Origin of the sequence: Haloarcula montana (assembly GCF_035666295.1) — an archaeon.
Classification (GTDB): domain Archaea; phylum Halobacteriota; class Halobacteria; order Halobacteriales; family Haloarculaceae; genus Haloarcula; species Haloarcula montana.
Map to the genome: position 1 here is coordinate 1 of NZ_CP142028.1, position 22,258 is coordinate 22,258.

Sequence of the window (22,258 nt, forward strand, 5' to 3'; positions counted from 1 at the left end):
TCTACTTTTCCGACACCGACCAAAGTGGATATATCGAGATATCATTTATGATTGTGTTACGGGACAAGGGCTACGTTTGTTTTCGACGGTTCTGTTCCATGTGAGTGGTTTACGCGTCTTGCCGGTGGCATGAGCGCAACCGACGCCGAGTGCCCGGAGCCAGTATCAGAATACGATATACCGATCGCGCTTCCACACGATTAGCCCCGCTGACGTGGTTCGAGTTTCGCAAACTCACCACTACCTCGGCGACAGTCGACTCCGCCAGATTATATAGCTGAGCTATATAGCTATACCGTCTGACTAAGCTTTAAGTCGGCATCCGCCGAACGATCACGTATGCTCACCTACACGGTGTACAGTGAGGCCGGTGGTGTCGGGAAGACAACGCTGGCAGGCAACCTCGCTGTCGCTGATGCGAGGGCCGGAAACGACGTCCTCGCGATCGACATGGACCCACAGGAAGGGAGCCTCTCGTATCTCTTCGACGTGGCGGACAACCGTACAGATTCGGACGCCGACAGTCTCGTTAGACACCTCGTCGAGCGGCCACGCGGCGAGTTTAGCGGCCTCATCGAGCGTTCCGAAGGTGTCGATATCGTCCCCGCCCACAACTCGCTGGAGGTCCTCTCGAAACACCTCCGCCGAAGAGAAGAGGAGGCGGCCGATTTCGGCGAAAACTGGAATCCGAACGTTCAGTTACTCCGTGTGTTAAAGGAGGCAGGCGTCCCCGAAAAATACGATACCGTCGTCGTTGACCCGCCGGCCACAGCGGACGTAAAGCTATACAACGCGATCCACGCGACGCGGAACCTCGTGATTCCGTTCGAGCCCAGTGGGAAGGGTCAACAGTCGGTGACAGGCCTCGCAGATCTCGTCGATGGGTTAGAGCAGACGCTCGATATCAACGTCGGTGTCCTCGCTGCTGTCCCGAACCGATTCAAGGGGACTAATGATCAACAGGAGATGCTTGAGGAACTCCGAAACCAAGACTACGATGTCCCTGTTGTCTTCCGTGAGCGGACGTCTCTTCTCGAAGGATGCTGGCGTCAGCAGTGTTCCGCCTTCGAGTACGTCGAGACACACAGGTCCCGGAAGCGCGACTACGAACTGGAGACGCTCGAACAGTTCGAAGAGTTAGCCGCTCGGTTGCGTTCGCCACAGGAACAGGAGGCAACAGCATGAAATCGGGATCCGGAGACGATCCGTTTGCCGAACCGAGTTCGGAGAGTACATCGTCCGAGCCTGACCGATCACCGGACTCAACAGCGACGGAGCCCGAATCCATCGATAGTTCTCCGGAAATTCCGTACAAGTTCCGACGGTCGTCAGTAAAAGCTGACAGGAAACAGCGACCGATCTTCCTTAGACCACACATCGAGGAAAGGGAATCCTCGTTTATCAGGACCCTCGAAGACGAACTCGGCGAAGACGTCTACAAGACTGATGCGCTCGAAGCGGCGCTCGTTGTCGCGATGGACAATCCAGAGCTCGTCGTCGAAGAACTCCGGGAGTGGGGCTACGACTGGGATTGAGCGAGCGTCGACCGGCTGTTTCGGTTTACTGAACTACCGTCAATAGCTTTCCTGATCAGCTGAGTAGGCCGTCTATGAAGAATAGCCATACTTCCTAACTATACTAGCTATACTCTCTGGCTATACTACCTTACTAACTCGTACGCTCAATCTAACTACCCATTCAGTATAGTGGTCTCGTTGGGACGAGTAAGCCAGGTATACCGGCAAGAACGAGAATAGCCATATCATTAGCTATACAGAATGGATATATAAAATAGCTACACTTAACAACTATACTATTTGGCTAATATGTGTCGGTGTATCGTTCACGGGAACTCCACCGATTGGCTGAGGGGAGTCCCTGTGAGACAAGTTGCGGAGGTGGAGACAGGAGAATTGCTCGTGCATCTCAACGACTCTTCAGTGATCGCCGAACACAGTCAATCAAACCCTGCTCCGACACTCCAACCGACCAGAATAATCCGGTTCCCTGTAAGCGCCGGTACAGATCCACTGCTGGCAACCGCTCGGTCCCACGGCCAGTACCCAAGGTTTAATTCAGTTACTGGTGTAGCTACCAGTGTATGCTTGATGGCTATGAGATGTACGACCTGACACAGCCGTGGTCAGGAGATACCCCAGCGTGGCCGACCTACGACAACCCCAAAGTGTGGTACGAAAAAAGCCTGGACACCGAGAAGGTGAACGGGCAGAAAATCGAGTTCATGAACCACACAGGGACGCATCTGGACGGTGAGAAACACTTCGTCGCGAACGGGCGTGACATCGAAGAAGTCCCACTCGACGAACTCGTCAGCGACGCTGTTGTCGCGGACATCTCCGACAAGGTCGGGGATTACGATATCTACACCAGCGAGATGATCGAGGATGTCGTCGATGTCCAAGAGGGCGATATCCTCTTTATCCACACCGGCTATCAGAAACACGCGTGGCACCGTGAGGAGGCAGACCCACACCGGTTCTTCTGTAAGCACCCCGGCCCGAACAAAGAGTTCGCCGAGTGGTGTCAGGAGAAGAACCTGAACTACCTGATCCTCGACTGTGGGAGCGCGGACCATCCGATGAACACCGTTATCCGTGATATCCGTCCCGAACTGGCGGACGAAGCGGCTGACCACCTCGGTGTCGACGACCTCGACGAAGTATTCCCGCCCGAGGGGTACCAGCTGATGCATACCGACCTGTTCCCCGAAGGCATCATCCACGTCGAGAACGCACAGGTGCCGGAGGAGTTGCTCAACGAACGCGTCCAGATCGGTACGTTCCCGTGGCGGTTCCGCGGCGGCGAGTCGAGCGTCTCCCGTGTCGTCGCGTTCAAAGAGACGTAGGACTGCATCGCGGTCCGGCAGACCGACCGCTCCCTGAATTGCAACTGTTTTCCGTTATACGGCACCCGGTGTTGGCACGGAGGACGTGCGTGGTTCACCGGGTGTGGTACTCCGCCACGAGAGACACGGTTTGTGGGATGGACGTGCTACACGATCGCGTCTCTCGCCGTGTGTGCATCGGCTAGTCACCTCTGTCAGGGGTTGCAGAGCCGTTGTCACACCGGTGTTGATCGCTCCGACTGGATCACTGCGTACGAGAACGCAAGGTGTCCTGCATAGTGGGATACGAACGTTTTCGATTCGGATAGTTATCTTATAAGGTACGATCTATTTAGCCTGTCTGAATGGACGTTCGGTCACTGGTTGCTTTTGTCCATGTCAATCGTTAACTTGATTCATTGGTATAACAAACGTACGTCTGATATTCTGTTGAACGTTTCCGTTCAATCGACACTGAGACGATAGCCTGGCGGGAGACACCAGCCGTTACCCGGCAAAGGATGTCCCGAAACCGGTATATTTCATATGATGGGATAAGACGGATCACGAGTAGGCCAAGTCGAGTTCGATGACGTTCTTGATGTCGGAAAGTTTCGAGGGGAACGTCTCACGAAACCGGTCGTTCTGGATACGGTTGGTCGGGCCGGCGATGCTGACGGCACCGAGGATAGTCCCGTCCCCGTCAGTTATCGGTGTAGCGACGCTACGGAGACCGTTGAGCCGCTCTTGGTCGTCGAACGCGATACCCCGCTCGGCGACCCGGTCGAGTTCGTCGAACAGCTCGTCGCGGTCCGTGATCGTGTTCTCAGTCAACGCCGGGAGACCGCGGCGTTCGACGATGTCGACGGCACGTTCTCGGGGGAGGGAGGCGAGAATAGCCTTCCCGAGTGCGGCACCGTGAAGAGAGATCCGCTGGCTGATGTAACTATCAATATGGACAGCTTGCTCGCCCTCGGCCCGGTGTAAGAACACGCCCAGTCCGTGCTCCTCGACGAGCAGGGCGGAGATCTCGCCGGTGTCTTTCGCCAGCCGGTTTATCTTCGGTCGGGCTACCTCGTGGACATCGTGGTACGAACGGGCTTTCGCACCGAGTTTGAGAAAGCGACACCCGAGACGGTAGGACCCGCCCTCGTTGACGACGTACTCGTTTTGTTCCAGCGTCTTGAGATGGTTGAACACTGTACTTTGGGGCAGGTCGATTTCGTCGGCGAGTTTCGTCACGCCGACACATTCGTGTTCCTGTAACGCCTCTGCGATCCGAAGCGTCGTTTCGACCGCGTTGACCGGAACGTTGGAGCCCATACGACCAGCTATATCTTGACCGGGTAAATATCTTTTTCATAGAATGAAATGAGTATCCGATTCGCAGGGATGTACCGGCCAGACAGAATAAATATTCTGTAGGACGGGATAGTGGATGTGTAACTGTCACACGGTACCACTGGTGGTCGATCAGAACCAAAGGGAGAACCGAATCCGTGGAACGATGTCAGGTATCGGCTGTCAGGGCATCGGGGCGCCGTCGGCGTCTCTCGGGAGGTAGTCACGGCCGCCCTTTTCCACCTGCAACTGGCCGTCTTCGACCACGACCTCGCCGCCGACGATGGTGTGGGTCGGCAGGCCGGTAAGCTCGTCGCCGTGGAACGTCGAGTAGCGCGGCTCCATGGTGTGATAGAAGTCGTCGTCGACGACGGCGGACTTCTCTAGATCGACGAGTACCATATCGGCATCGGCGCCCTCGACGAGAGCACCCTTACGCGGGTACAGTCCCCAGCGGCGGGCGTTGTTCTCGGCACAGACCTCGACGAGACGCTCCATGCTGATGCGGTTCTTGTTGACGCCTTCGCTCATCATCACCGGCAGGAAGTACTCGATACCGTTGTTGTCCCCCGGGATCGCGTCCCAGATGTCGCCGTATTTCCCCTCTTCTTTCTCTTTGAACGGCTTCTTGTGCGGGCAGTGGTCGGTGCCAGCGTAGTCGACGACACCTTCGCGCAACCCCTGCCAGAGTTTCCGCTTGCTCTGTTCGCCCCGCAACGGCGGGGAGATCTTCCCCCAGACGCCGAGGTCTTCCTCCTTGGTGTGGGCGAGAAACGCCGGCAGGGTCTCCGCGTTGATGTCGACGCCCTGCTCCTGATACCGCCGACAGATGTCGACCCCCTCGCCCGTGCTCATGTGGACGATGTAGGCGGTCGAGTCGGTGTAGTCGGTGAGTTTGGCGATGTTCTCGATCTGCATCGCCTCGGCGACGTTCGGTGCGGACTCCGACCACGCCTGGAGATCGTTGCGGCCCTCCTCCTGGAGTTCCTGGCGCCGCTCGTACGCGAGATCCTCGTTTTCGGCGTGGAACATGACGACGCCGTTCTCGATGTCGGCGACCCTGTCGAGTACCTTGTAGACACGTCCGGAATCGGAATGGTTGATCCCCAACTCGGGTGAGGCGTGTTTATACCAGTTGTAGAAGATCTTGAACGAGCGGATACCGGCATCCGCCAGCCCCTCGATCTCGTCGACGTGGTGGTCCTTGTGGACGATCGCGTGGTACCCGAAGTCGATGTAGGAGTTCTGTTCGCCCGCCTCGATGAAGTAGTCCATGTCGGGCAGGTACGGATCGGGCTGGAGGAGGAAGTTCACCACGGTCGTCACGCCGCCGTGGACGGCCCCCCGCGTCTCCGTCTCGAAGTCGTGGGCCAGCCCCTCGTGGTACTCGTACTCGTAGCGCGAGAGGCCCCAGTGGACGTGCGGGTCGATGAAGCCGGGGATCAAGTAGTTGCCGTCGGCGTCGATACTGCGGTCTGCCTCGGGGAGCGACCGGTCAGTGCCGACCGCGACGATCGATCCATCCGTCGCCGCGACACCGCCCAGAATCGTTCCGCTCGGCGTCACAACTCGGGCATTGCGTATCCGCAAGTCTGCTTGCGACATGCTGTTTCACTCCACTCACCCACGCGACTTAGCTTTTCCTACCCGTCGTGAGAGCGATCCTCGATACTATCGACGATCGTCTCGTGGCATTCTACCGGATACGTCGGATACACCGTCACGGGTTTGGATTCGTTTTCGACTTGAATACGGAGCGCGTACCGGTTGCCGTACGTCCGGTACATGCTCAACACGCCGACGGCGGCGAACGCGATTCCGACCAGTGGGTTCCGGGTTATCGCGACGTAGCCGCCGATCCCGATCAGGAGGGCGCTCATGATGGCGAGATCCCACCGAAGCGACTGGAGCGTTACCTTCCGGACGTGTTCGTTGTCGATCTGTATTTTCTCTCCGTCGCGTTCGATGTACACCGCATCGTCGGTGTATCCGATCCAGCCGCTGTCGCGGAGCGACATCCGCGTCACGTCGACGGCGTCGTTCGTCTGTGTCATAGTTCGAAAAGCAACGGGGCTCACTTTGCAGTTTGGACAGCGGGCGCAGTCGATAGTGTCCGGCGCCAGCATCTCGGCCACGTGATCTCGGTCGAAGACGGGGCTAGTGACGGTAGTTCGTTCCGAGCAGTCAAAAGAAGTCTAGGTGGATCGGGCGACCGAAGTTCAGTCGTCAGCGACTTTCGGTCCGGAGTCCCCGCCCGAGAGCAACTGCTGGTGGAACGGTTCGAACTCGTCGGCGTCCTCGGTGATCTCTTCCCACTGGGTCAGTCCACGCTCCTCGTCGGTACCCGGGATAGTGTTGTCGAGGATGAACGCGGCGAGTCCGCCGACGGCGATCTCCGTCCCCATGACGATACTGATCGTCTGAGCGACCTCCGGGATGCCCAGCACCGCACCGAATACGGGGACGTTGCTGAGCCCGGTCTCGAGTGCGCCGCTTTCGAGTCCGGAGATGTACTGTGGAATCGACAGTCCGGCGAACAGCCCGAAGCCGAGCACGAACACGTTCCGGTTCTGGTTCATATCGACGTGCTGGAGCTGCGAGAGCCCGACACCCACGATCTGTGCGAACATCGCGAGGAACAGCCCACCGACGATGGGGTTGGGGATCGTGGTCACGAACGCGCCGAAGGGGCCGACGAACGCGACGAGAATCATCACGAGCGCACCGACCTGGACGACGTACCGGGAGGCGACGCCCGTGATACCGATCGCACCGATGTTCTCGGTGTAGGACGTGGAGCCGTTCCCGGTACCCATGATGCCGGCGAAGACGTTGCCGATCCCCTCCATGCCGAGCCCGTGGTTGACGCGCTTCTTGTTCGGTGCACCTTCACCGGCCATACGGGCGACGGAGTGGTAATCGCCGAAGCTCTCGATGGCCGACGCGAGCATCCCTGCGAACATCCCGACGATGAAGGAGGTGGTAAACAGCGGCATCCCCCACTGGAACGGCGTGATGACACGCACCAACGGCGCCTCTGCGATCGGGCTGAGATCGACGATATTGACGACTCCCGCGACCGACAACACCAGCGCGAGTAGGTACGCCCCACCCAAACCGAGCAAGACGGGGAATAATTTGAACACCTGCGAGTAATCGTCGAGGTACTGCGAGAACAGCGTGATGAGCACGAGCGTCAGACCCGCGAGGTACCAGTTCTGATTAGCCGAGATGATCTGCGGGACACTGATGAGCGCCAACCCGATCAGCGTGATGACCACGGCGATGACGATCGGCCCCATGTACTTCTTCAGGCGACCGAAGATGCCGAGATAGCCGATGAGTACCTCGACAGCGCCGGCGACAATGATCGCCCCTTGGAGTTCCCGCATCATAACCGTCGAACTCGCGCCGCCGCCAGCACCTCCGAGTGCGGCGACGATAGCGATAGCCGGCCCGAGCATCGAGAACGTCCCTCCCTGGACGATGGGGTACTTGTTCCCGATGGTCGTCTGTGCGAGGGTCGCGATCCCCGAGACCAGGAAGAACGTCGCGATCAACTGGGCCGTCTGTCCCCCATTGAACCCCAGGACTCCGGCGAGTACCAGTGGAATCGCGATCGTCGACCCGACCATCGTCAGCCAATGCTGTGTCCCGAGCAGGACCGACTTCCCCAGCGGTGGCTTGTCTTCGATACCGTACGTTACCATGTTTCCGCCGTCGGTGCGTGCTTCAGTTGCGTCGTCTGATTCTGTCATTAGTATCACCGGTTGCTGGAATGCTCGTCATGGCAATCCATAGCTTGCGATAGGATTGGTATATACTAACAGGGTGATAAAACTATTGATGGGTGGGGTTATTCACGGTCACCTCAAACCTGTTCCAGCGGTCAGCTCCATTCCCCGGAACGATAGACGCGGAATTGTTGGGCCAACTTATATTATGAATGCCCGTCAAGATTCGGTATGGGACAACGTATTCTCGTCCCCGTGGACGACTCGGAACGCGCGAAAGAGGGGCTCCGGTACGCGCTCGAAAACTTCCCCGACGCGGAGTTTACGGCCTTACACGTCGTCTCCTCGGGGACCGGTGACCTCGGAGCGTTCTCGGGACCATCCGGGGAGACCCAGGAGGAGGCGGACGAGGGAGACACCGATACCGATACCGGTTCCGCTTCGGCGCCCGGAGACCTCGGGGCGTTTCCGGGACCCGGCGGGGAGCCACCGGACCAGACGGACGAGGACGACGCCGGCGACCCCGCCCTCGGCATGGCACGAGAGATCGCATCGGAGCACGGCGCCGAGATCAAGACCGACCGGATGCGTGGTCGCCCCGACCGGGCTATCGTCAAGTATCTCGAAGAGAACGAGTACGACCTCGTCGTGCTCGGAAGCCACGGGCGCGACGGCGTCGCGCGAGTGCTCCTCGGGAGCGTCGCCGAGAAGGTCGTCCGCCGGTCACCGATTCCGGTACTGGTCGTTCGGTAATCCGACCGGAACTACTCTGTCGTGGCGCTCTCGGAAGCAGCCGCCGGCTCGGTCGATACTCTCCCACCGGGGAGGACCGCATTCAATACGACTGCGGTGAGACCACCGACGAGGAGCCCGGAGCCCAGCAGTACCTGGACTTCCTCGGGGAAGGCCGAGACTGCGTCCGGACGCACCTCCACGCCGACACCGAGGACGACGGAGACCGCGACGATCGTCAGGTTACGCTGTGACGATACCACGCGATCGGCGAAGATGCGGAGCCCGATCGAGAAGATCATCCCGAAGAGGACGATCGCCGCGCCGCCGAGAACTGGGTCCGGCATTGCGCTGATGACGGCGGCCACCTTCGGGAAGAACCCCAACAGGACGAGAAACACCCCACAAATTCCGACGACGAACCGGCTGGCGACGCCAGTAAACCCGATCAGGCCGACGTTCTGTGAGAAGGACGTGTTGGGGAACGCACCGAACACGCCCGCGACCATGCTCATCACACCGTCGGCAAGCAGTCCCCCCTCCATTTCCTCGTTCGACGGTTGCCTGTCGACGACACCGGTCGTCCCCTCGATATCACCGATCGTCTCGATCGACGTGATGAGATACGCGAAGGCGACGATGAGAATCGCGGTCGGCTCGAAGCTGACGCCGAATTCGAGCGGGCTGGGCAGCGAGATCAGGCCAGCACTCCCGACGCCTGAGAGGTCGAGAAGTCCCAGGGGGATCGCCGCGACGTAGCCGACGACGACGGCGACGAGCACACTCGCGACCGACAGGAACCCCTCGAAGAACTGGTTGAGTCCGATCGCGACCACGAACACGAGCAGTGCCAATCCGATATTCACGAACGCGCCATACGATTCCGCGCCCGGTCCACCCGCCGCGTAGTCGATGGCAACTGGAATCAGCGTCAGTCCGACCAGCATCACGACGATGCTCGTCACGAGCGGCGGGAACAGTTGTCGCAGATCGTCGTAAAAATAGCCGATGACGATCTCGACCGGAGCGGCGACGATGACGGCACCGAAGACCGCCGCGACACCGAAGGACGTCCCGATGCTGATGAGCGGCGCGACGAAGATAGCACTGGTCCCCATCACGACCGGGAGCCGTGCACCGACAGGGCCGACGGAGTACACCTGGACGAGCGTCGCGAGACCGGCGACAAGCAGTGCCATCTGGACGACGTAGGTCGTCTGTGCACCGTCGAGGCCGATCGCGCCGGCGATGACTAACGGCAGTGCGACCGTCGAGAGGAACATCGCTCCCAGATGTTGCAACCCCAGCGGAATCGCTTCGCCGAGCGGTGGCTTGTCCTCGATAGCGTACTGTACAATACTGTTCTCGTTCTCACTATCTGTGGGATCGATCCCCATGATATCCCGTACGTAAACTGTTCGTAATAAATCATACTGTCGTGTCAGGAATGGCCGAGAGGCGAAAGCAGCCACCATGCCTGTAACAGAGTGAGATCCCAGCGTCTGCCCGCCGGGCGTACCCGAGGATCGCCCCGTACGTAAGTTATTTTACGCTCTTGGTGCTCGGTCGTAGCATGCGTAGCGAACCAGCGTACGGAGTGCAAGCAGAGCTGAACGTTTCGGTAGAGATGCGTGACGGCACGGTGTTGGCGGCCGACATCTACCGGCCGACAGACCCCGAGACGGGCGATCCGATCTCGGAGCCGAAACCGGCACTGCTCGACCGCACGCCGTACGGCAAGCGCGGCCGCATGGAGCGCCACGGCGAGTGGTACGCGAAGCGAGGGTACGTCGTCGCCATCCAGGACTGTCGGGGCCGATTCGAGAGCGAGGGGGATTTCTACATCTTCAAGAACGAGGCCGAGGACGGTCACGATACCGTCGAATGGCTCGCCGACCGGCCGTACTGTGACGGACAGGTCGGCACCTTCGGCACCTCCTACGGGGCGTGGGTACAGTCGGCGTTGGCGACCCAGGACCCGCCACACCTCGAAGCGATGTTCGTCAACCAGGGGGCCGCGAACGGGCGGAAAGCGACGTTCCGGCACAACGGCGCCTTCGAGTTGCGCTGGCTCTGCTGGGCGTTGACCCTGGGCGGCGGGTTCGCCAAGCGCGCGCTCGAAGACGACGACATCCAGCAGGCACTCGCCAACGTCGATGTCCGGGAGGTGCTCGAAGACGGACCGATCCAGCCCGGCCAATCACCACTCAAACACATCCCGGACTACGAGGAGTGGACCTTCGACATCATGACATCGGGCAACGCCAACGACGAGCTCTGGCAGTCCCCGGGGATCAACTTCGAGGCCTACTACGACGAGAGCGCGGACGTGCCGACCGTCTACGCGGGCGCCTGGTACGACTCCTACACCAAGGCAACCTGTGACAACTTCGAGGCGTTGGCCGAACGCAAGGACAGCGACCACTTCCTCCTCATGGGTCCCTGGACACACGGGTGGAACAGCTACCCGCTGCCGTCCTGGAACAAGTCCTACTCCGGCGAACTGGAGTTCGGTGAGCAAGCGCTGATGGACTACCAGCAGACCCGCCTGGACTTCTTCGATCACTACCTGAAAGGCGCGGACACCTGGACCGACCAGTCGACCGTCGAGTTCTTCCAGATGGGGGAAGGCGATGGTCACCAGTCCCGTGACGGTCGCCTCTTCCATGGTGGCTCCTGGCGGAGCGCGTCGGACTGGCCGCTTCCGGAAACGGAGTTCACTGCCCTCTACGCACACGAAGACGGCGTCCTCCGGCGGGAGGCCCCGAGCGAGGCCGAGTCACACACGAGTTACGAGTTCGACCCCAAGAACCCCGTGCCAACGCTGGGCGGGAACTGCTCGTCGTATATCACCTACGAGCCACGGGAGGAGAGTATCCTGGAGTATCCGCTCTCCGAGCGGAATCTGGTAGATATGACCGGGCGTGGCGGATACGACCAGCGGACGAGAGCGGACACGCTCGGGGCCAAACGGGCCGATAGACCGCTGGAGACCCGCGACGACGTGCTCGTCTTCCGGACACCGCCACTGGAGGAACCGATGCGCATCGCCGGCCCGATCTCCGTCACGGTGTACGGCGAAACCGACGCACCCGATACGGACTTCACCGCCAAACTGATCGACGAGTATCCGCCGAGCGAGGAGTTCGAGGACGGGTTCGCGCTCAACCTGGCGGATTCCATCTGCCGCGGCCGCTACCGCGGCTACCGGGAGACCCCGGACTTCGTCGAGCCCGGTGCCGTCCACGAGTACACCATGGAGCCGTACCCGACGGCGAACGTGTTCAAGGCGGGCCACCGCATCCGACTGGACATCTCCTCGTCGAACTTCCCGCGGTACGACGTGAACCACAACACTGGCGGACCGCTGTACGGTGACCGCGAGTACAACGTCGCCACGAACACCGTCCACCACAGCGAGGAGTATCCGACCCACATCGAACTCCCGCTCCAGCCGGCCGACAAATAGCGGTTCCGACGATAGATATTTGTGTGAACAGCGACCACGTTACAGTATCACACCGCGAACAGTGGCGGTCGCGACGGTGACGACCCACCGGATACGACAACTATGATACAGCAATCGTTTCACGACGGAGCGGCGACAGACCCAGAGACGGCCGGCCGACGACCAGGTGCAGTCGGAGGTGACACGGGCCGATGATGGAGTTCAGCGGCGAATTCACGGTCGACGGATCGCCCGAGGAACTCTGGAAGTACTTCACCGACCCGGACATCCTCTTGGACTGTGCCCCCGGCTGTAACAAGATGGTCCTGGAGAGTCCGTCACACATCGTCGCTGGGCTCTCTGTCGGCGTCGGAAGCGTCAAACCGTCCTTCGACGTCGAGGCCATCGTGACGGAGTGTGACCGGCCGAACAGACTGGAGATACAGGCGACGGGTGAAGCCAGCCGGAACTCCTTCGACGTGACCGCCTGGCAGGAGCTTCACGACAACGGCGACGGGACGACGACGGTGTCTTGGCAGGCCAACGCGGAGATCTCCGGGATCATCGCGAGCATGGGCGAACGTGCCATCGGGAGCGTCGCCGACAAGCTAGTCAACGAGTTCTTCCAGGACATGGAGGCACACGTCAACGCGGGGACACCTGCGGAGTCGAGGCTCCAGGCGGCGAGTAGCGAGGAGACCGAGGCGCTCTCTGAGAAGGCGTCGGAACCGGCGACCGAATCGGCAGGTGCCGACGCCGTCGGTACAGTGGTCGGCAAGGCCGTCTCGATGACCAGTGGTGACGGGCCAAGCAACGGTCAGTCGTTCGCTGCCGGTGTCGTCCTCGGCCTCCTCGGCTCGGGACTCTGGCGTCGGCTCCGGGGGAGCGATCGACAGCCGGTCCCCACACGGACCCCGTCGACCGGAACCCCACGAGCGACGGAGCAACCGACCCCACAGCCCGCCGCACCCGAGGACAGCTCTTCACTGCTGGTGCTTGGACTGACGGCCGCACTGGGCGCAGCAGGCGCGATCATCTGGCAACAGTCACAGTCGGCGGACGCGTCAGAGTCGGTAACTGCCGATCCGACCTCGGCTGAGACGGACGAATCAGCCGACGCAGTCGAGATCGACGACGACCAACCGGCCCCAGAAACAGCGGAGGCCGAACCGATCACCGCCAGCGACGCAACGAGCGAGAACCCGCTTGACAGGCTGGAGAGCCGTCCGTAAGCCCCGAACACCAGCACCTATCGAGTCCTGTCAGCCGATCGCTGACAGCGATCGTGGGAACCAAACCGCATTTACTGTGCAACGACATACCACCAACGGGCCATGCCCGACCGATCACGTATGAAGGCTGTTGTACTCCCTGACTGGGGCGAAGAACTGGCAGTCGAGTCACGCGAACGACCGGACCCGGCGCCCGACGAAGTCCGCGTCGAAGTCCGTGCCTGTGGCGTCACACGCACCGTCGAGAACGCGATACAGGGCGGGCTCGACGACGACCCGGGGCTCGTCCCGAGAGTGCCGGGACACGAGTTCGCCGGGGTCGTCGACGCCGTCGGCGAAGACGTCACCGACCACACTGTCGGCGACCGCGTCGCGGCGTATTTCTATCTCACCTGTGGCCGGTGTGACGCCTGCCGGCGCGGGGACGCCAACCAGTGTACCGACTTCGGCGGGTGGCTCGGCGTGAATACCCAGGGCGCGTACGCCGAGTACACGACGCTCCCGGCGGCAAACGCCCTGCCGATCCCCGACGACCTCTCCTTCGGGGCCGCGGCGATCGCCGCCGACGGGGTGGCGACTCCACTTCACATCTGTGAGCGGACCGACATCGGTGACGAGGACACCGTGCTGGTCATCGGCGCGGCCGGCCGTATCGGCGTTCATCTGACCCAACTCGCCGCCGCGCGTGGTGCGACGGTTCTCGCTGCCGACGTTCGGGACGAGCGCCTGGCACACGTCGAGAGCGTCACCGGGCCGGCGGTATCGACGATTGACGCCAGCCGCCCCGACTTCACGGCACGACTGCGATCGGCGACCCGCTACGGCGACGGCCCGTCAGTCGTCGTCGACACCGTCGGCGACGTTCCGACGCTCGAAGCCGCGTGGGACGCGCTCGCGATGGGCGGGCAGGTCGTCTCACTGACGACCCACCACGACCGGTCGTTCGCGCCGCCGCTGAAGGAGTTCGTCGTGAAGGAAGCCTCGGTCATGGGATCACGGTACGCGACCAGACAGCAGGTGATTCGTGCTGCGCGCCTGCTGTCTGACGGCCGTATCGACCCTGTGATCACGGACGAGGTCGGACTGTCGGCGGTGCCCGCGGTGCACGCGGACATCCGGGACGGGGACACGTTCGGGATGACGATTCTGGACCCCGCCCGATGACGCCTGTCCGTCTCCACGGTGAGAACACGCCAGCGGGGGAGTGTCGTCGCTGATGGCACTCCCGCGGCGAGCGCTGGCTGTCCTCGGCTGTGGGCTGTTCGGGATGGGACTGGCCGTCGGCGGGTTCGGAACCTACGTCGCGGAACTCGTCGCGCGGGACTTCGCTCCCAGCGTCGCCGGCTTCGGATCGACGCTGTTCCTGTTCGGGCAGTTCGTGATCGTCTGGCCGACTGACCTCCTCGCCCGACGCCGTTCGGCTCGTCTCGCCGCCACCGTCGGCCTGGGGGCCGGCACAGTCGGGACGGCCCTCGGTGGAAGCCTCTCCCTACCGCTTGCTCACGCCGGGCGTCTGCTGCTCGGGTTCGGGATGGGGGCGACGTTTCTAGCGTCGATGAACTACGCCGGGGTGCGTGCCGACGACGGTGATGTCGCCCGAACACAGGGACTCCTCGGCGCGACGTTCACGCTCGGTCTCGCGGTCGGTATCGCGGTCACACCGCGGGCTGTCGCGGCTGTCGGGCCGGTGGTACCGGCCCTCGCCGCAGCGGTCCCGGTCGCAGCCTCGGCGCTGTTCGCGCCATCGCTTCAGCCCATCGCCTCCGGTGAACCGCGGCGGTTTCGTGACTACGTCGACGCGTTCTGGAGCCCTTCCGGGATCGGACTCGGACTGGCCAACGCGGCGTCATACGGCCTCCTCATCGTGGCCACGACGTGGTACACGGACGTACTCTCCGGCGTTCCGGCGTTGCCGACGACGCTCGTTCTGGTGGGCTTTGCGACGGCGACGTTCCTCGGCCGAACGTACAGCGGGTGGCTCACGACGGTGACGACGGCGACACGCGCCGTCGAGGGCGGACTGGTCTTTCTCGCGGGGACGCTGGGGCTGGTTGCCGCCGCCCTGTGGCTGGGGGCACCGCTCCTGCTGGCCGTCGCGCTCGTCCTTACCGGAGCCGGGTTCGGACTGCCGTTCGGCCCGCTGTTCAGTCTCGCATTCACCGACATCGACGCCGACGCCGGCGTCCTGCTGGTCGGGATGACCGCTATCGGCAACGTCGTCGCCCTGGCGTATCCGTGGCTCGTCGGGCAACTCCTGGAAGTGACGGCGGGCTATACGGTCGGGTTCGTGGTGCTGTCACTGTCGACTGTCGTCGTCGTCGGCGTCTGGCGACAGACCATGGGCAAGAGCGAAGGATGAGCCTCGGAAAACTGACTGCTGTGCAGTCCTGTGATCGAATGGGTTGCCGGTTCCAACCCCGACCGCAGGCGGTACATATTTGAAACCGGTGAGTGTGTACGTACGTATGGCAGCGGAAAGCCCGATCCTCGAAGACATCACGGTTGTGGATCTCTCGACGTTCGTCACCGGCGGCTTCTGTTCGCTGATGCTCGCGAACCAGGGTGCGGATGTCATCAAGATCGAACGCCCGAACGTCGGTGACGACATCCGTCACTCCGGCCCGCCGTTTATCGACGGCGCGTCGCCGTACTACTGGACTGTCAACTACGACAAACGAAGCGTCGAACTCGACCTCAAGAAAGCGGAAGGACTGGCGGCCTGCTACGATCTCGTCGAGAGCGCCGATGTCGTCCTCCAGAACTTCCGGCCGGGTACCGCCGAACGGCTCGGTATCGGCTACGACGACCTCTCCGAGCACAACGAGGAACTCGTCTACTGTGACATCTCGGCGTTTGGCAACACTGGCCCCTGGAGCGAACGCCCCGGCTACGATCTGCTCGTCCAGGGGATGAGCGGGATCATGTCCGTGACCGGTGAGGAGGACGGCGACCCGGTGAAAGTCGGGCTGCCACAGACCGATCTCATCACGGGCATGTGGGCGGCGTTCGGTATCATGAACGCGCTGTACCGCCGCGAGCGGACCGGCGAGGGGGAGTACGTCGAACTCGGGATGCTCGACGCGACGTTGCCGTGGCTGACCAAACAGGCCGGCAAGGTCTTCGCCGGCGAGGAGCCGACACGGATGGGGACGAAAGACCCGGTGCTGGCTCCCTACCAGACGTTCGAGACCGCCGACGGCTATCTGAACGTCGCCTGTCTCAACCAGAAACTCTGGCGGGGCTTCTGTGAGGCGATCGACCGGCCCGACCTCGCCGAGGACGACCGGTTCGCGACCAACGCCGACCGCGTCGAGCAGATGAACGCGCTCGAAGCCGAGATCGCCGAGACGCTCACCGCCCGCACGACCGACGAGTGGATGGAGATCCTCGTCGAGGCCGGGATCCCGGCCGGCCCGGTCCAGACCGTCGACGAAGCGCTGTCGAGCGAACAGGTCGAAGCCCGGGAGATGGTCAGCCACATCGACGACGGCGACCGGGAGATCCCCGTCATCGAACACCCGCTGAATTTCGGCAGCGCCGTCTCCGGATTCGACGCCGCCCCGCCGGAACTGGGCGAGCATACCGACGAAGTATTCCGGGAGCTGGGCTACGACAAGGAACAGTTAGAGCGACTTCGGGACGACGGCGTCTTCGGTGACGAATAAGCTTACCGGCCCCGGACAGATCGGCAACTTAACTGATCGGAGGACTAACGTGACAGTATGACACAGGCTACGTCCGAGGATCCCTGGAGCGTTACCGAAACGGATCTCCGGGAACAGATGCGTTCGCTCCGCCAGAACGACGCGGACGCGGCGGTCGTTACCGTCGCGGCCGTCGACGGGTCCGCGTATCGCCGACCCGGTGCGAAGATGCTCGTCCCGGCTGACGGGGACGCCGCCGGTGCGGTCACCGCGGGCTGTCTGGAAGAACCGGTCGTTGATCTCGCCCAGGAGATACTCGCCAGCGGCCAGCCACGGATCGAGGTGTTCGACCTGCTGGAGTCCGACGACGACAGCTGGGGGTTGGGGCTGGGCTGTAACGGCGTCATCGATCTCTTCGTCGAACCGCTGGACGCGAGCGTGGACCGGCCGCTGGCGATGCTGGACAACGGCGACCCGGCAACCGTTCTCACGGTCGTCGACGGGTCGGGCGACACCCCGATCGGGAGTCGAACCGTCGTCGGAGCCGACGGGACACGCGAGGCTGTCCCCGACCGTGAACCGGTCCCGACGACACTCCTCGATGCCATCGGTGAGACAATCGACCGAATACACGGGACGGGAAGCACCCGGACGGTCGATATCGGTTCGGCGACGGTGCTGGTCGACAGCCTCCAGCCGGTCTCGGACCTGCTCCTCTTCGGAAGCCAGAACGATCTGCCGCCGCTGGCGCGTCTCGCTGCCGATGTCGGCTTCCGCGTCACCGTCCACTCCCCCCGTGGGGGCGTCGACGAGTCGACGTTCCCGCACGCGGACACGGTGACGACTGGACACCCGACCACCATAGCCGACAGCGTCGCGACCGACCAGCACACGTACGCGGTGGTCATGTCGCACAACCTCGTCGACGACCGCCTCGCCGTCGAGACACTCCTCACGGAGACCGAGGTACCCTACGTCGGTCTCATGGGTCCTCGCGAGCGGTTCAAGGAGCTTCGGAAGTCGATGGCCGAGGACGGCGTCAAACTCCCGAAATCGGCGCTTGACCGCCTCTCGACACCCGTCGGTCTCGATCTCGGCGGGGGCGAACCGCTAGAGATCGCGCTCAGTATCGTCGCAGAGGCACTGGCCGTCAGTAACGGCTGCGAGGGGGAACGACTTCGGGACCGCGACGGCCCGATTCACCCGAGGATACCGGAATAGCGACAACAACACTTATTATCGCACTGGACGGAGTATATTCATCAACAATATGTGGCCAGATAGCGCACCACGAGCGACTGCACGCGACCTGATCGACTGTCACGGCCACCCGGAGGTGCGTGGCACAGAATGAAACCCTCAGCGTTCGAGTACCACCGCCCTGAAACCGTCGATGAGGCGGTGACGTTGCTGTCCGACCTCTCCGAGGCGGAACTGATGGCGGGAAACCAGTCGCTGAGTATCGTGATGGCCAATCGCCTCGCCAACCCTGACCACATTATCGACATCAACGCTGTCGACGAACTCTCTCACATCGATGCGACCGGTGACGCCGTGGACGTGGGGGCGCTCACCCGCCACTGCGATATCGAGCACTCGGACGTGTTGACCGAAGAGTACGCGGTGTTGTCCGAGTCGGCGGGACAGATCGCCGGGCCGACGGTCCGGAACCGCGGTACCATCGGCGGGAGTATCGGCGAGGCCGATCCCGCCGGCAACTACCCCTGTGTCCTCGTCGCGATGGGTGGTGAACTGGAACTGGCGTCGACGGACGGCCGGCGCACGGTCGACGCGGACGACTACTTCATCGCCTACATGATGACCGACATCGAGGAGGACGAACTCATCACCGCTGCCCGGTTCCCCACCGACCCGTTCCCGGCCGCCCGAACCGGGATGACCTTCCTCGGGCAGAAACGGGCGGCACAGACGTGGCCGACGCTCAGCGTCGCAGGCGCGGTGCGCGTCGACGACCCCGACGCTGCCGAGCCAGCCATCGAGGAGGCCCGCATCGGGCTGGCAAACGCCGCGGACGTTCCGCTGCGGATCGAAGCCGTCGAGGCAGCGGTCGAGGGCGAACCACTCGTCGACGCGACGGTGGAAAACGCCGGCGAGATCGCCTACGAGCAGGTCAGTCCGGCGGCCGAGATGCACGCGGACGAGACGTACAAGCGGGAACTGGCCCGCGAGTACACCAAGCGTGCGCTCCGGACGGCCTACGACCGAGCGATCGCCTGACGACGCGTCGGGCAAGTGCGGCATATTGGAACAGGTTTAAGACGCTGACATCCTTTGTTTGAAGGTGTCTAACAATCATGAGTACGGATGACGCAGCGGCGACTCCCGACCGCCCGACACAGGAAGTCTCTCTGACGGTCAACGGGGAAGAGGTGACTGCGGAGATCGAGCCGCGCCTGAAGCTCTCCGATTTCCTCCGGAACTACGTCGATCTAAACGGTGTCCGTGTCGGCTGTGAACACGGGGTCTGTGGCGCGTGTACGGTCAGCTTCGACGGCGATCTGGTCAAAAGCTGCATGATGTACGCGGTACAGACCGACGGGGGCGAGATCGTGACCGTCGAAGGGCTCGGCGAAGACGGCTCCCTCCACCCGATCCAGGAAGCGTTCCACGAGGAACACGCCCTCCAATGTGGGTTCTGTACGAGCGGGTTCGTGATGTCGACCCGTGACCTCCTCGAAGAGGACCCCGACCCCTCACAGGAGAAGATGGAGTCACATCTCTCCTCGAATATCTGTCGGTGTACTGGCTACCAGAACATCTACGACGCCGTCAAAACTGCGGCCGACAAGATGGAGGACGAAGACTGATGTCGCGGTCCGAAGCCGCCCCGGACGAGATTCAGGACGAACCGGACGAGGAGACGTTCGTCGGTACGGGACTCAACCGGGTCGAGGACCACCGTATCCTGACCGGTCGCGCGGAGTACATCCACGACATCACTCCGGAGGCCTGCCTGAGCATGGGCCTGCTCCGGACGACACACGCCCACGCCGATATCGTCGACATCGATACCAGCGCCGCCGAAGACCACCCTGACTGTGACCTCGTCCTGACTGGCGAGGACATCGCCGCGGAGTACAACCCGATGCCGTGTGGCCTCGACAGCATGTCCGAGTGGGCGCTTGCCCGCGATACGGTCCGGTTCGTCGGCGAGCCGGTCGCACTGGTCGTAGCCGACGACCGCTACGTGGTCGAGGACCTCATCGACCGAATCGACGTGGAATACGACACCAAGGAGGCGATCACGGACCCCGTCACAGCCAGACAGGACGAGACACTCGTCCACGAAGAGCTGGGAACGAACGTTCCTGATAAGGAGCGGCTGACCTTCGGCGATGTGGACGAAGCCTTCGAGGAGGCGGACAACGTCCTCGAGAACCAGTACTCGTGGGGTCGTATCTCGGGGGTCCCACTGGAGACCGCCGGCGTCGTCGCCGAGTACGACGAGGAGGCCGACAGTTTCGACATCGACTGTAACATCCAGCTTCACACGCTGGTCGACGACACCATCTACGAACCGCTCGGGTACGACCCCGACGACGTCAGGCTCAACGTCCCGCCGGACGTCGGGGGCAGCTACGGGACGAAGATCGCGATCCACCGCTACTGTACGCTCGCAGCGATGGCCAGCCAGCAACTCGACGGTCGCCCGGTCAAATACGTCGAGGACCGCATCGAGAACCTCCAGGGCGGGGATATGCACTGCTCCGACCGGGAGTACATGATGCGGCTGGCATACGACGACGACGGGACCATCCAGGGTCTCGACGTGAACTTCGTCGACGACTTCGGAGCGTACCCCCACTACCCGGTCAATCAAGCCCTCAAGCCGCTCTCGGTCGTCACCAACGCCTACAACATCGACCCCGTCCGGTACAACTACGAACTCGTCCTCACGAACAAGACCGCCCAGACTGCCTACCGCGGGTTCGGCGTCGACCCGCACCTCTACGCGCTGGAGTCCGTCGTCGACGACGCCGCCGACGACCTCGGGATGGAGCCCTACGAGTTCCGCCAGCAGAACCTCATCCAGCCCGAGCAAATGCCGTACAAGCTCCCCTCGAAGAACATCTACGACTCGGGTGACTTCCCTGGGGCGCTCGCACGGATCAAGGAACTCGTCGAAGACGAGGAACGGACCGAGGGCGGGCTCCTCGACCCGGAGACCGTCGAACAGCAACGGGAGGACGGGAAGTACCGCGGCGTCAGCTACACCGTCCACATCGAACCCGGAGTCAGCGGGGCCGACTGGACGGACCGCCAACGGTCCGACCGGGACGCACTCGCCGACCGCGAGATGGACGACGTCGACGAACTGCCCGAACACCTCCGCTGTGAGATCGAGGCCGACGGGACCGTCCGCACCTACCTGGCGACCGACTCGTCGGGTCAGGGCCACCAAACTATCGTCAAACAGCTCCTGGCCGACCAGCTCGAGATACTGCCAAGCGACATTGAGGTCGACTACCTCGACAGCGTCGAGGCACCGACGGAGTACGGCAGTGCCGCGTCCCGGATGGCCGTCATGCTCTCCGGTGCCACGGAGGGGCTCGGCGAGACGGTCGTCGACAACCTCGAACGACTCGCGGCCCGCCACTGGGATGTGGACCGGGAGACGGTCGTATACCGTGACGGCGGCGTCGAACGTGAGGACGGAACCGAACGACTCAGCCGAGCCGACCTCGTCGAGATCGACGACGAGACCGACGGCGACCGGCTGACCTACGCCGAGTACGACTACGAGTTCCCGGTGTTGGACGTCGAGGAGTTCGGGGAAGCGCTCACGCAGAAGTACCCAGTCTACCCGACGGCAGCGTTCGCCGCCAACGCGCCGATCGTCGAAGTCGACATCGAAACCGGCGAGATAGAAGTGCTCAAGTTCTACTCGCTGCGGGACTGTGGCACACAGCTCAACCCGACGATCGTGGAGGGCCAGGCCCACGGCGGGTTGGCCCAGGGGATCGGCGCGGCGTTGCTCGAAGAGTTTTCCTACGACCAGTCCGGGCAACCACAGGCCGTCACGCTCTTCGACTACCTGTTGCCGTCGACCAAGAATATCCCCGAGATGCACCTCGAACACACGGAGACGCCGTCGCCGTTCACGACGACCGGCGCGAAAGGGACGGGTGAAGGTGGAATGATCGACGGCCCCGCGAGTATCGCCACGGCGATCAACCGCGCACTGGAGCCGTTCGACATCACCGCCGATCGCATCCCCGTGACACCCGACCGAATCCGGAAGAAGCTCCGCGAGGAGTAGC

18 protein-coding genes are annotated in these 22,258 nt (G+C 62.4%); 13 read left to right on the plus strand and 5 right to left on the minus strand.

All coding sequences use genetic code 11. The annotated features are described in order from the left end of the window. The first annotated feature begins 339 nt into the window (after window positions 1–339). The 3 genes from VJ109_RS15770 (at window position 340) to VJ109_RS15780 (ending at window position 2,866) form a co-directional block, all read left to right on the plus strand. On the plus strand, window positions 340–1,185 hold the full coding sequence (locus VJ109_RS15770; protein ID WP_276223418.1) for a ParA family protein: 846 nt from the start codon (window positions 340–342) through the stop codon (window positions 1,183–1,185). After that, a complete protein-coding gene (locus tag VJ109_RS15775) occupies window positions 1,182–1,535 on the plus strand; it encodes a DUF7970 domain-containing protein (protein WP_324760671.1) in 354 nt (117 codons plus the stop codon). Before VJ109_RS15770 ends, VJ109_RS15775 begins: the two co-directional genes overlap by 4 nt. 566 nt (window positions 1,536–2,101) lie before the next feature. After that, the gene (locus tag VJ109_RS15780) at window positions 2,102–2,866 is read left to right on the plus strand and encodes a cyclase family protein (RefSeq protein ID WP_324760673.1); all 765 of its coding nucleotides are present in this window, start codon (window positions 2,102–2,104) and stop codon (window positions 2,864–2,866) included. 543 nt (window positions 2,867–3,409) lie between these two features. On the opposite strand, the gene VJ109_RS15785 is transcribed toward VJ109_RS15780, so the two are convergent. The 4 genes from VJ109_RS15785 to VJ109_RS15800 form a co-directional block, all read right to left on the minus strand. Continuing rightward, entirely contained in the window at window positions 3,410–4,168 is a 759-nt protein-coding gene (locus VJ109_RS15785) for an IclR family transcriptional regulator (RefSeq protein ID WP_324760674.1), read from the minus strand. Window positions 4,169–4,369: 201 nt separating this feature from the next. Further along, window positions 4,370–5,791, minus strand: a complete 1,422-nt coding sequence (locus VJ109_RS15790) for a dihydroorotase (protein WP_324760675.1) — start codon at window positions 5,789–5,791, stop codon at window positions 4,370–4,372. Between the two features lie 38 nt (window positions 5,792–5,829). After that, window positions 5,830–6,240, minus strand: coding sequence for a hypothetical protein (locus VJ109_RS15795; RefSeq protein ID WP_324760676.1), 411 nt, complete (start codon window positions 6,238–6,240; stop codon window positions 5,830–5,832). 165 nt (window positions 6,241–6,405) lie between these two features. Beyond that, window positions 6,406–7,944 carry a uracil-xanthine permease family protein gene (locus VJ109_RS15800; protein ID WP_434737293.1) on the minus strand — a complete coding sequence of 513 codons (1,539 nt, stop codon included), beginning with the start codon at window positions 7,942–7,944 and terminating at the stop codon, window positions 6,406–6,408. Between the two features lie 207 nt (window positions 7,945–8,151). Between VJ109_RS15800 and VJ109_RS15805 the strand changes: the two genes are divergently transcribed. Further along, window positions 8,152–8,673 (plus strand): universal stress protein, encoded by a 522-nt coding sequence (locus VJ109_RS15805; RefSeq protein WP_324760677.1) that lies wholly within the window; start codon window positions 8,152–8,154, stop codon window positions 8,671–8,673. Window positions 8,674–8,684: 11 nt separating this feature from the next. Here the strand turns inward: VJ109_RS15805 and VJ109_RS15810 are convergent, their stop codons facing one another. Then, entirely contained in the window at window positions 8,685–10,049 is a 1,365-nt protein-coding gene (locus VJ109_RS15810; protein WP_324760679.1) for a uracil-xanthine permease family protein, read from the minus strand. A gap of 176 nt (window positions 10,050–10,225) precedes the next feature. On the opposite strand from VJ109_RS15810, the gene VJ109_RS15815 reads away from it, so the two are divergent. The 9 genes from VJ109_RS15815 (at window position 10,226) to VJ109_RS15855 (ending at window position 22,257) form a co-directional block, all read left to right on the plus strand. After that, window positions 10,226–12,121 carry a CocE/NonD family hydrolase gene (locus VJ109_RS15815; RefSeq protein ID WP_324760680.1) on the plus strand — a complete coding sequence of 632 codons (1,896 nt, stop codon included), beginning with the start codon at window positions 10,226–10,228 and terminating at the stop codon, window positions 12,119–12,121. A gap of 191 nt (window positions 12,122–12,312) precedes the next feature. Then, entirely contained in the window at window positions 12,313–13,332 is a 1,020-nt protein-coding gene (locus tag VJ109_RS15820; protein ID WP_324760681.1) for an SRPBCC family protein, read from the plus strand. Window positions 13,333–13,452: 120 nt separating this feature from the next. After that, window positions 13,453–14,496 carry an alcohol dehydrogenase catalytic domain-containing protein gene (locus VJ109_RS15825; RefSeq protein ID WP_324760683.1) on the plus strand — a complete coding sequence of 348 codons (1,044 nt, stop codon included), beginning with the start codon at window positions 13,453–13,455 and terminating at the stop codon, window positions 14,494–14,496. 52 nt (window positions 14,497–14,548) lie between these two features. Next, entirely contained in the window at window positions 14,549–15,691 is a 1,143-nt protein-coding gene (locus VJ109_RS15830) for an MFS transporter (RefSeq protein WP_324760685.1), read from the plus strand. Window positions 15,692–15,797: 106 nt separating this feature from the next. Then, a complete protein-coding gene (locus VJ109_RS15835; protein ID WP_324760687.1) occupies window positions 15,798–16,997 on the plus strand; it encodes a CaiB/BaiF CoA transferase family protein in 1,200 nt (399 codons plus the stop codon). Between the two features lie 57 nt (window positions 16,998–17,054). Then, window positions 17,055–18,197: an XdhC family protein gene (locus VJ109_RS15840; protein ID WP_324760689.1), complete on the plus strand. Its 1,143-nt coding sequence runs from the start codon at window positions 17,055–17,057 to the stop codon at window positions 18,195–18,197. Window positions 18,198–18,326: 129 nt separating this feature from the next. Next, window positions 18,327–19,214: an FAD binding domain-containing protein gene (locus VJ109_RS15845; RefSeq protein WP_324760690.1), complete on the plus strand. Its 888-nt coding sequence runs from the start codon at window positions 18,327–18,329 to the stop codon at window positions 19,212–19,214. Window positions 19,215–19,291: 77 nt separating this feature from the next. Next, window positions 19,292–19,804: a (2Fe-2S)-binding protein gene (locus VJ109_RS15850; protein ID WP_276223388.1), complete on the plus strand. Its 513-nt coding sequence runs from the start codon at window positions 19,292–19,294 to the stop codon at window positions 19,802–19,804. After that, window positions 19,804–22,257 carry a xanthine dehydrogenase family protein molybdopterin-binding subunit gene (locus tag VJ109_RS15855; protein WP_324760693.1) on the plus strand — a complete coding sequence of 818 codons (2,454 nt, stop codon included), beginning with the start codon at window positions 19,804–19,806 and terminating at the stop codon, window positions 22,255–22,257. Before VJ109_RS15850 ends, VJ109_RS15855 begins: the two co-directional genes overlap by 1 nt. The last annotated feature ends 1 nt before the right edge of the window (window position 22,258 follow it).